Origin of the sequence: Streptomyces sp. NPDC059957 (genome assembly GCF_042730015.1) — a bacterium.
GTDB lineage: Bacteria > Actinomycetota > Actinomycetes > Streptomycetales > Streptomycetaceae > Streptomyces.
Window position 1 is genome coordinate 1 of record NZ_JBHWMB010000104.1, and the last position, 8,615, is coordinate 8,615.

Annotated in this window: 8 protein-coding genes and 1 pseudogene; 2 read left to right on the plus strand and 7 right to left on the minus strand. The window is 70.2% G+C overall.

The genetic code is table 11. The features are described 5' to 3' along the window. Positions 1-125 precede the first annotated feature (125 nt). Genes ACFWBW_RS38210 through ACFWBW_RS38220 form a run of 3 tightly spaced genes read right to left on the minus strand, consistent with a single transcriptional unit; the run spans position 126 to position 3,082 of the window. Complete coding sequence (locus ACFWBW_RS38210) at positions 126-1,283, minus strand: D-alanine--D-alanine ligase family protein (protein ID WP_385383301.1); 1,158 nt, start codon at positions 1,281-1,283, stop codon at positions 126-128. Between the two features lie 39 nt (positions 1,284-1,322). Beyond that, positions 1,323-2,333, minus strand: coding sequence for an NAD(P)H-dependent glycerol-3-phosphate dehydrogenase (locus ACFWBW_RS38215; protein WP_385383303.1), 1,011 nt, complete (start codon positions 2,331-2,333; stop codon positions 1,323-1,325). After that, on the minus strand, positions 2,330-3,082 hold the full coding sequence (locus tag ACFWBW_RS38220) for a lysophospholipid acyltransferase family protein (RefSeq protein WP_385383306.1): 753 nt from the start codon (positions 3,080-3,082) through the stop codon (positions 2,330-2,332). Before ACFWBW_RS38220 ends, ACFWBW_RS38215 begins: the two co-directional genes overlap by 4 nt. A gap of 239 nt (positions 3,083-3,321) precedes the next feature. Between ACFWBW_RS38220 and cofC the strand changes: the two are divergent. Next, positions 3,322-3,927 (plus strand): annotated as a pseudogene (gene cofC, locus ACFWBW_RS38225) (2-phospho-L-lactate guanylyltransferase); the annotation flags it as partial. A 330-nt stretch (positions 3,928-4,257) separates the two neighbouring features. Here the strand turns inward: cofC and ACFWBW_RS38230 are convergent. From ACFWBW_RS38230 to leuC, 4 genes are all read right to left on the minus strand, one after another. Further along, positions 4,258-4,938 carry an HU family DNA-binding protein gene (locus tag ACFWBW_RS38230; RefSeq protein WP_385383309.1) on the minus strand — a complete coding sequence of 227 codons (681 nt, stop codon included), beginning with the start codon at positions 4,936-4,938 and terminating at the stop codon, positions 4,258-4,260. A 145-nt stretch (positions 4,939-5,083) separates the two neighbouring features. Continuing rightward, a complete protein-coding gene (locus ACFWBW_RS38235; RefSeq protein WP_243337737.1) occupies positions 5,084-5,311 on the minus strand; it encodes a hypothetical protein in 228 nt (75 codons plus the stop codon). 137 nt (positions 5,312-5,448) lie between these two features. After that, the gene (leuD, locus tag ACFWBW_RS38240; protein ID WP_243337738.1) at positions 5,449-6,042 is read right to left on the minus strand and encodes a 3-isopropylmalate dehydratase small subunit; all 594 of its coding nucleotides are present in this window, start codon (positions 6,040-6,042) and stop codon (positions 5,449-5,451) included. A gap of 5 nt (positions 6,043-6,047) precedes the next feature. Then, a complete protein-coding gene (leuC, locus tag ACFWBW_RS38245; RefSeq protein WP_385383312.1) occupies positions 6,048-7,472 on the minus strand; it encodes a 3-isopropylmalate dehydratase large subunit in 1,425 nt (474 codons plus the stop codon). Positions 7,473-7,656: 184 nt separating this feature from the next. Here leuC and ndgR point away from each other — a divergent pair, with 184 nt between their 5' ends. Beyond that, positions 7,657-8,373 (plus strand): IclR family transcriptional regulator NdgR, encoded by a 717-nt coding sequence (gene ndgR, locus ACFWBW_RS38250; RefSeq protein ID WP_112450208.1) that lies wholly within the window; start codon positions 7,657-7,659, stop codon positions 8,371-8,373. Positions 8,374-8,615: the final 242 nt, after the last annotated feature.

The following is an 8,615-nucleotide window of genomic DNA, read 5'->3' on the forward strand; positions in this document are numbered from 1 at the left end:
CCCTCCGGGACCTTGCGCGCGGAAGAGGACCGCCCGCCACCATCTTGGGGCGGGGGGGGGCGGGCGGTCCTCGTCCGCGTACGGAGCTTCGTGCCCGGGGCTGGGCCGTCTCTTGCGGAGACGACCTAGCGCAGTCCGGTGGAGCGGCGCAGGGCGGCCTGGATCAGGCGGTCCACCAGCTCCGGGTACTCGATGCCCGACTCCTGCCACATGCGCGGGTACATGGAGATCGGCGTGAAGCCCGGCATGGTGTTGATCTCGTTGATGACGAAGGTGCCGTCCTCGGTGAGGAAGAAGTCGGCGCGCACCAGGCCCTCGCAGGACGCGGCGTCGAAGGCCTCGATCGCGAGCTTCTGGACTTCGGCGGTCTGCTCCGGGGTGAGCGGGGCGGGCACGAGTCCGGAGGCGGAGTCGATGTACTTGGCCTCGAAGTCGTAGAAGTCGTGGCTGGAGACCGGCGGGATCTCGGCGGGCACGCTCGCGCGCGGGCCGTCCTCGAACTCCAGGACCCCGCACTCGATCTCGCGGCCGCGCAGCAGCGCCTCCACGATGATCTTCGGGTCGTGGCGGCGGGCCTCGCGGATCGCGGCGTCCAGTCCGGCGGGCTCGTCGACCTTGGTGATGCCGATCGAGGATCCGGCGCGGGCGGGCTTGATGAACAGCGGCCAGCCGTGCTCGCCGGCGAACTCCGCGATGCGCGCGAGGGCGCCCTCCCGGTCGTTCTCCCACTCGCGGGGGCGGATGGTCACGTACGGGCCGACGTTCAGCCCGAAGGACGTGAAGACCCGCTTCATGTAGTCCTTGTCCTGGCCGACGGCCGAGGCGAGGACGCCCGAGCCGACATACGGGATGCCGGAGAGCTCCAGGAGGCCCTGGAGGGTGCCGTCCTCGCCGTACGGGCCGTGCAGGACGGGGAAGACCACGTCGACCTCGCCCAGCGCCTTGGGGACGGCGCCCGGCTCGGTGTAGACGACCTCGCGGCTGGCGGGGTCGACGGAGAGCACGACGGCGCCGTCCTCGGATTCGGCGAGCTGCCCCACGTTGGGGAGCTCACCGCCGGAGATGGCCATCCGGGCGGGCTCGTCGGCGGTCAGCGCCCACCGGCCGTCCGTGGTGATGCCGATGGGCAGCACCTCGTACTTGGAGCGGTCGATGGAGCGCAGGACGGCGCCCGCGGTGACGACCGAAATGGCGTGTTCCGAGCTGCGGCCGCCGAACACGACGGCCACGCGGGGCTTGCGGCCCTGCTGCTCAGGGGTCTGGGGGAGGTTCTCGCTGCTCATATCGCCACGAGGGTACCCGCTCACGCGTCCGGAAAGCAGTCAGCGCCGTTCCGGTTTGGCGCTGCGTCCCATGAGTTCCTTGAGCGCGACCAGGGTGGGCTTGCCGTGGTGGACGATGTCGACGACCGTGTCGGTGATCGGCATGTCCACTCCGTGGCGGCGGGCCAGATCGGCCACGGACTGGCAGGACTTGACGCCCTCGGCGGTCTGCTTGGTGACCGCGATGGTCTCCTCCAGGGTCATCCCGCGGCCGAGGTTGGTGCCGAAGGTGTGGTTCCGGGAGAGCGGCGAGGAGCAGGTGGCGACGAGGTCGCCGAGGCCCGCGAGGCCGGAGAAGGTGAGCGGGTCGGCGCCCATCGCCAGGCCCAGGCGGGTGGCTTCGGCGAGGCCGCGGGTGATGAGCGAGCCCTTGGTGTTGTCGCCGAGCCCCATGCCGTCGGCGATGCCGACGGCGAGGCCGATGACGTTCTTGACGGCGCCGCCGAGCTCGCAGCCGATGACGTCGGTGCTCGTGTACGGGCGGAAGTACGGGGTGTGGCAGGCGGCCTGGAGGCGCTGGGCGACGGCTTCGTCGGTACAGGCGACCACGGAGGCGGCGGGCTGCCGGGCGGCGATCTCACGGGCCAGGTTGGGGCCGGTGACGACGGCGACGCGGTCGGCGGGGACCTTGGCCACCTCTTCGATGACCTCGCTCATCCGCTTGGCCGTGCCGAGTTCTACGCCCTTCATCAGGGAGACGAGCACGGTCTCGGGGGCCAGCAGCGGGGCCCAGGCGGCGAGGTTGCCGCGCAGGGTCTGCGAGGGCACGGCGAGGACCGTGAAGTCGGCGCCGGCCGCGGCCTCGGCCGGGTCGCTCGTGGCGCGGATGTTCGCGGGGAGTTCGATGTCGGGGAAGTAGTCCGGGTTGGTCCGGGTGCCGTTGATGGCGTCGACGAGCTCTTGGCGGCGGCCCCACAGGACCACCTCGCAGCCGGCGTCGGCGAGGACCATGGCGAAGGCCGTGCCCCAGGAGCCGGTTCCGAATACGGCTGCCTTCACGGGACGTGTCACTTGTTGCCCTCCCCTGCGGCCTTGCGCCGCTGCTGCGCCCTGGCGCCTCGATGGTCGTACGGCTGCGCGGGCGCACTCTCGCCCCGCAGTTCCTCCAGCAGCCCGGTGATGGCCGCCATGATGACTTCGGTGGCCTCCCTGAGCACATCCGGGGTGGGTTCCCGGTCGTAGTACGCGGAGAGGTCCACGGGCGGCCCGGCGAGCACCTGGAGGGTCTTGCGCGGGAACAGGCTGACCTTGTTCTCCTTGGCGTAGGGCGGCATCGCGAGATTCGCGCCCCACTGGGCCACCGGAATGACGGGAGCCCTGGTCATCAGGGCCACGCGGGCGGCGCCGGTCTTGCCGGCCATCGGCCACATGTCCGGGTCCCGGGTGAGGGTGCCTTCCGGGTAAAAGGCCACGCATTCACCGCGCTCGATCGCGTCCACGGCGGCCCGGAATGCGTCCAGGGCGTTGGTGGACTCCCGGTAGACGGGGATCTGGCCGGAGCCGCGCAGGATCGCTCCGACAATGGGGACCTCGAAGAGGGCCGCCTTGCCGAGCAATCGGGGCACCCGGCCGGTGTTGTACTGGAAGTGCGCGTAGGACAGCGGGTCCAGATACGAGTTGTGATTGACGGCGGTGATAAATCCGCCCTCGGTCGGAATGTGTTCCATTCCCCGCCAGTCCCGCCTGAAGAGCACTACCAGCGGCGGTTTCGCGATGGCCGCCGCAAGGCGGTACCAGAAGCCGATTCTGCGGCGGGACACTCGGACACCTTCCTCTAGGACCGGTGCGCGGCTTGGGCACCCCGGGGACGGACAAGTGTGGCCCCGGGTCCGGTCTCTGTCGAGAACACCGTACGCCCCGGACACCCGGACCAGACCCCGGGTCGACCGGCATGAGGTGACAATGGGGCTCCGCATGACCTGGCCATGACCCGCACATGGCCTGAGCGGCGCGCGAGCGTGCCGGAGGGAAGGGGTCCGTCACGAACGCCGTCTGGAGTCTGGTGGTCCCCCTGAAGCCGCTCGCGGTGGCCAAGAGCCGCCTCGCGGCGGCCGTGGGGGCGTCCCGGCCGGGGCTCGCCCTGGCGTTCGCGCTGGACACCGTGGCGGGGGCGCTGGCCTGCGCGGCGGTCGCGGATGTGGTGGTCGTCACGGACGACCCGGCGGCCGGGGCGGAACTGGCACGGCTCGGGGCCCGGATCGTGCCGGACTCCCCGGCGGCGGGGCTCAACGCGGCGCTGGCCCACGGGGCGCGGGCGATACGGGCGGGCAGGCCCGGGGCGGCGGTGGCCGCCATGAACGCGGATCTGCCGGCACTGCGGCCACCCGAATTGCTACGCGTGCTCGAAACCGCTTCGGTATTTCCCAGGGCATTTCTGGCGGATGCGGCGGGAATCGGGACGACCCTGCTTTCCGCTGCTCCGGACGTGGAATTGGCGCCCTCGTTCGGCGGCCCCTCACGGGCCCGGCATTCGGCCTCGGGCGCGGTGGAAATGGCCCTCTCCGGCGTGGAGAGCATCCGCCGGGACGTGGACACGGGGGCGGATCTGCGTACGGCCCTGGCCCTCGGCGTGGGGCGTCATACGGCCCGATACAGTGCCCGTATGCAGGCGACCGCGTACACGTACGACTCCCAGACCCGCAGCGGCAGTGTGCTGCTGGACGACGGCACCCCGGTGCCCTTCGAGGCCCCGGCGTTCGACGCGGGCGGCCTGCGGCTGCTGCGTCCCGGGCAGCGGGTCCGGATCGAGACGGACGGCGAGGGCACGGGCCTGCGGATCACCCTGGTCACCCTGCAGACCTTCTGACCCCGGGCGTTACGGCCCACCGGAACCGCCGGAACCGCCGGATCTGTCGGCCGCATCGGATCTGCCGACGCACCGCGGGCCGGTTTCCCCGCCGTGGGGAAACCGGCCCGGCGTGTGTGACTCCTTGCCCTACTTGGTCTTGCGGGCGGTGGTCTTCTTCGCGGTGGCCTTGCGCGTCGCCGTCTTCTTGGCGGGCGCCTTCGTCGCGGCGGTGGCCTTCTTGGCCGCCGGGGCGGTCTTCTTCGCGGTGGCGGTGGTCTTCTTCGCCGTCGCCGCGGCCTTCTTGACCGTGGCCTTCTTGGCCGCGGGGGCGGCCTTCTTCGCCACGGCGGTCTTGGCGACCGTCTTCTTGGCGGTGGCGGTGACCTTCTTGGCCGTGGCCTTCTTCGCGACCGTGGTCTTGGCCGCGGCAGCCGCCTTCTTGGCGGGTGCGGCCTTCTTCGCGGCGGCCTTCTTGACCGTCGCCGAAGCGCCACCGGTGAGGCTGCCCTTGGGCGCCTTCTTCACCGAGACCTCGCCGCCCTTGGGCAGCTTCTTGGTGCCGCTGACCAGGTCCTTGAAGCCCTGGCCCGCGCGGAAGCGGGGAACCGAGGTCTTCTTGACCCGGACGCGCTCACCCGTCTGGGGGTTGCGGGCGTAGCGGGCCGGACGGTCGACCTTCTCGAACGAGCCGAAGCCCGTGACCGAGACCCGGTCGCCTCCGACGGTCGCGCGGACGATGGCGTCCAGTACCGCGTCGACGGCGTCCGCGGCCTGCTGACGGCCGCCCAGCTTGTCGGCAATCGCTTCTACGAGCTGCGCCTTGTTCAACGTCTTCCCCTTCGGAGACTTCGCCAGAACGAATGTGTTCAAGCTTATTTCGCACGTTAGGCGGATATATACCGCAAATCAAACACGAAACGGGCTTATCACCCTAGTGCCGCAACGTTGTAGGCCGTTACGGAGTTCCTTCGCATCAGTCGCCTTCAGGGAATCGACCCTCGTCGAGGTCCTTCATCAACCTGTCCAGGCGTCTTGCCGCGTCGGCGAGATCATGCTTCGCCACGGCCGTGACGACCAACAGCTTCCGGGACAGCGCCATCCTTACGCCCTCCGGGACTTGCAGCGTGCGCACCCTTGTGTGTGCTTCTTTCAATCGGTCGGCGACAAGTCCGTAGAGCTCAAGTTGACTGTCGCGTTCCATGCACAGATTGTGCCATCTGGGGCGAGTTGTCGCCTCACGGGGCCTCAACACACGACTGTGCCCCCTGCCGGATGGCAGGGGGCACAGTGTTGCCTATGTGATCACCCTAAGGCGAATAAGCGCTGATCAGGCTGGAATCACGCCTGAATCGTGCGGGGCTTGAAGGCCGGCCGGACGCTTTCGTAGGTGGCGATGTCGGCTTCGTTCTGAAGGGTGAGGGAGATGTCGTCCAGCCCCTCCAGGAGCCGCCAGCGGGCGTTGTCGTCGAGTTCGAACTCCGCTACGACGCCCTCGGCTCGGACCTGGCGGTCGACCAGGTCGACCGTGATCTCGGCGGTGGGGTCGGCCTCGGTCAGCTTCCACAGCTGCTCGACGGTCTCCTGCGGCAGAACCACGGTCAGCAGACCGTTCTTCAGCGAGTTGCCGCGGAAGATGTCGGCGAAGCGGGAGGAGATGACCGTCTTGAAGCCGAAGTTCTGCAGGGCCCAGACGGCGTGCTCGCGCGAGGAACCGGTGCCGAAGTCGGGACCGGCGACCAGGACGGTCGCGCCGGCGCGCTCGGGACGGTTGGTGATGAACTCCGGGTCCTTGCGCCAGGCCTCGAAGAGCCCGTCCTCGAAACCGTCGCGGGTGATCTTCTTCAGCCAGTGGGCCGGGATGATCTGGTCGGTGTCGACGTTGCTGCGGCGCAGCGGGACGGCCCGGCCGGTGTGGGTGGTGAAGGCTTCCATCGTTCTCAGACTCCGGCGGTCGCGGTGGCGTCGGACAGGTCGGCGGGCGAGGCCAGGTGGCCCAGCACCGCGGTGGCGGCGGCCACCTGCGGGGAGACCAGGTGGGTGCGCCCGCCCTTGCCCTGCCGGCCCTCGAAGTTGCGGTTGGAGGTGGACGCGGAGCGCTCGCCGGGGGCCAGTTGGTCGGGGTTCATGCCCAGACACATCGAGCAGCCCGCGTGCCGCCATTCGGCGCCGGCCTCCTTGAAGACCTTGTCCAGGCCCTCCGACACGGCCTGCAGGGCGACGCGGACCGAGCCCGGGACGACCAGCATCCGTACGCCTTCGGCGACTTTGCGGCCCTCGATGATCCCGGCGACGGCGCGCAGGTCCTCGATGCGGCCGTTGGTGCAGGAACCTACGAAGACGGTGTCGACCTTGATGTCGCGCAGCGGCTGTCCGGCGGTCAACCCCATGTACTCCAGGGCCTTTTCGGCGGCGTTGCGCTCCGAAGCGTCCTCGTACGAAGCAGGGTCGGGGACGTTGGCCGACAGGGGCGCGCCCTGGCCGGGGTTGGTGCCCCAGGTGACGAACGGCGACAGCGTGGTGCCGTCGATGACCACCTCGGCGTCGAAGACGGCGTCGTCGTCGGTCCGCAGGGTCTTCCAGTACGCGACCGCCGCGTCCCAGTCCTCGCCCACGGGGGCGTGGTCGCGGCCCTCGAGGTAGTCGAAGGTGGTCTGGTCGGGGGCGATCATGCCCGCGCGGGCGCCGGCCTCGATCGACATGTTGCAGATGGTCATGCGGGCTTCCATCGAGAGCTGCTCGATGGCCTCGCCGCGGTACTCCAGGATGTAGCCCTGGCCGCCGCCGGTGCCGATCTTGGCGATGATCGCCAGGATCAGGTCCTTGGCGGTGACGCCGTCGGCCAGCGCGCCGGTGACGGTGATCGCCATCGTCTTGGGGCGGGCCAGCGGCAGCGTCTGGGTCGCCAGCACGTGCTCGACCTGGCTGGTGCCGATGCCGAACGCCAGCGCGCCGAAGGCGCCGTGCGTGGAGGTGTGCGAGTCGCCGCAGACCACGGTGGTGCCCGGCTGGGTCAGACCCAGCTGCGGTCCCACGACGTGGACGACCCCCTGCTCGACGTCGCCCAGCGAGTGCAGGCGTACGCCGAACTCGGCGCAGTTCGACCGGAGCGTCTCCAGCTGGGCCCGGGAGACCGGGTCCGCGATCGGCTTGTCGATGTCGATGGTGGGGGTGTTGTGGTCCTCGGTCGCGATGGTGAGGTCCAGGCGCCGGACCTTGCGGCCGGCCTGCCGCAGGCCCTCGAAGGCCTGGGGGCTGGTCACCTCGTGCAGCAGGTGCAGATCGATGAAGAGGAGATCGGGCTCGCCCTCGGCGCGCCGGACGACATGGTCGTCCCAGACCTTCTCCGCGAGTGTCCTACCCATCGCTTTCCCTCCGGCCGGCCGGTTGTGCCGGCGCTTGATAGAGATCTCGTGCGCCTGATCGTCCGTACCCCACGTCCCGGACGACGGCTCGGACCCAGTGGTTCGTGGACCCGCACATACAGACTCGCTGGTTCTTGGAAAAATTGAACTTGCGTTTCACAGTGTGAGACGCGAATATCGTTTCATGGACAACTCTAGCGGCGTCGGCGTTCTCGACAAGGCAGCTCTGGTATTGAGCGCACTGGAGTCCGGTCCGGCCACCCTCGCCGGGCTGGTCGCGGCGACAGGGCTCGCACGACCCACGGCACATCGCCTTGCCGTGGCTTTGGAACACCACCGGATGGTGGCGAGGGACATGCAGGGACGGTTCATCCTCGGACCGCGGCTGGCGGAGCTCGCCGCCGCGGCCGGCGAGGACCGCCTGCTGGCCACGGCCGGACCGGTGCTCACCCACCTCCGGGACGTTACGGGCGAGAGCGCGCAGCTCTACCGGCGTCAGGGCGACATGCGCATCTGCGTGGCGGCCGCGGAGCGGCTGTCGGGCCTGCGGGACACCGTCCCGGTGGGCTCCACGCTCCCGATGAAGGCCGGCTCGGCCGCGCAGATCCTGATGGCCTGGGAGGAGCCCGAGCGGCTCCACCGCGGCCTGCAGGGCGCGCGGTTCACGGCGACGGCGCTCTCGGGCGTACGGCGTCGCGGCTGGGCGCAGTCGATCGGCGAGCGGGAGCCCGGCGTGGCCTCCGTGTCGGCGCCGGTGCGCGGGCCGTCGAACCGCGTGGTGGCCTCCGTATCGGTCTCCGGGCCGATCGAGCGACTGACCCGCCACCCGGGGCGCATGCACGCCCAGGCCGTCATCGACGCGGCCGCCCGCCTGACCGAGGCCCTGCGCCGCTCCAGCTGAGCACCTCCCCGGTCGCAGGACCGCCACCACCACTCCCCCGGGCCCGGGGGCGCGTGAGACGCCGCACACGTCCGCACACGCGCCGCCGGGCCCGTACTCACTTCGTCCGCGCCCGTCCGGAAACAGCGAAGAGGGCCCCCGCGAGGGACGCGGAGGGGGCCTTCTTTTTGTTCCCCCCACCCAATTCTCACCCGCACTCCCCCCCTTGGGGGGAGGCGTTTTCGGCCGCTCCCCCACGAGGG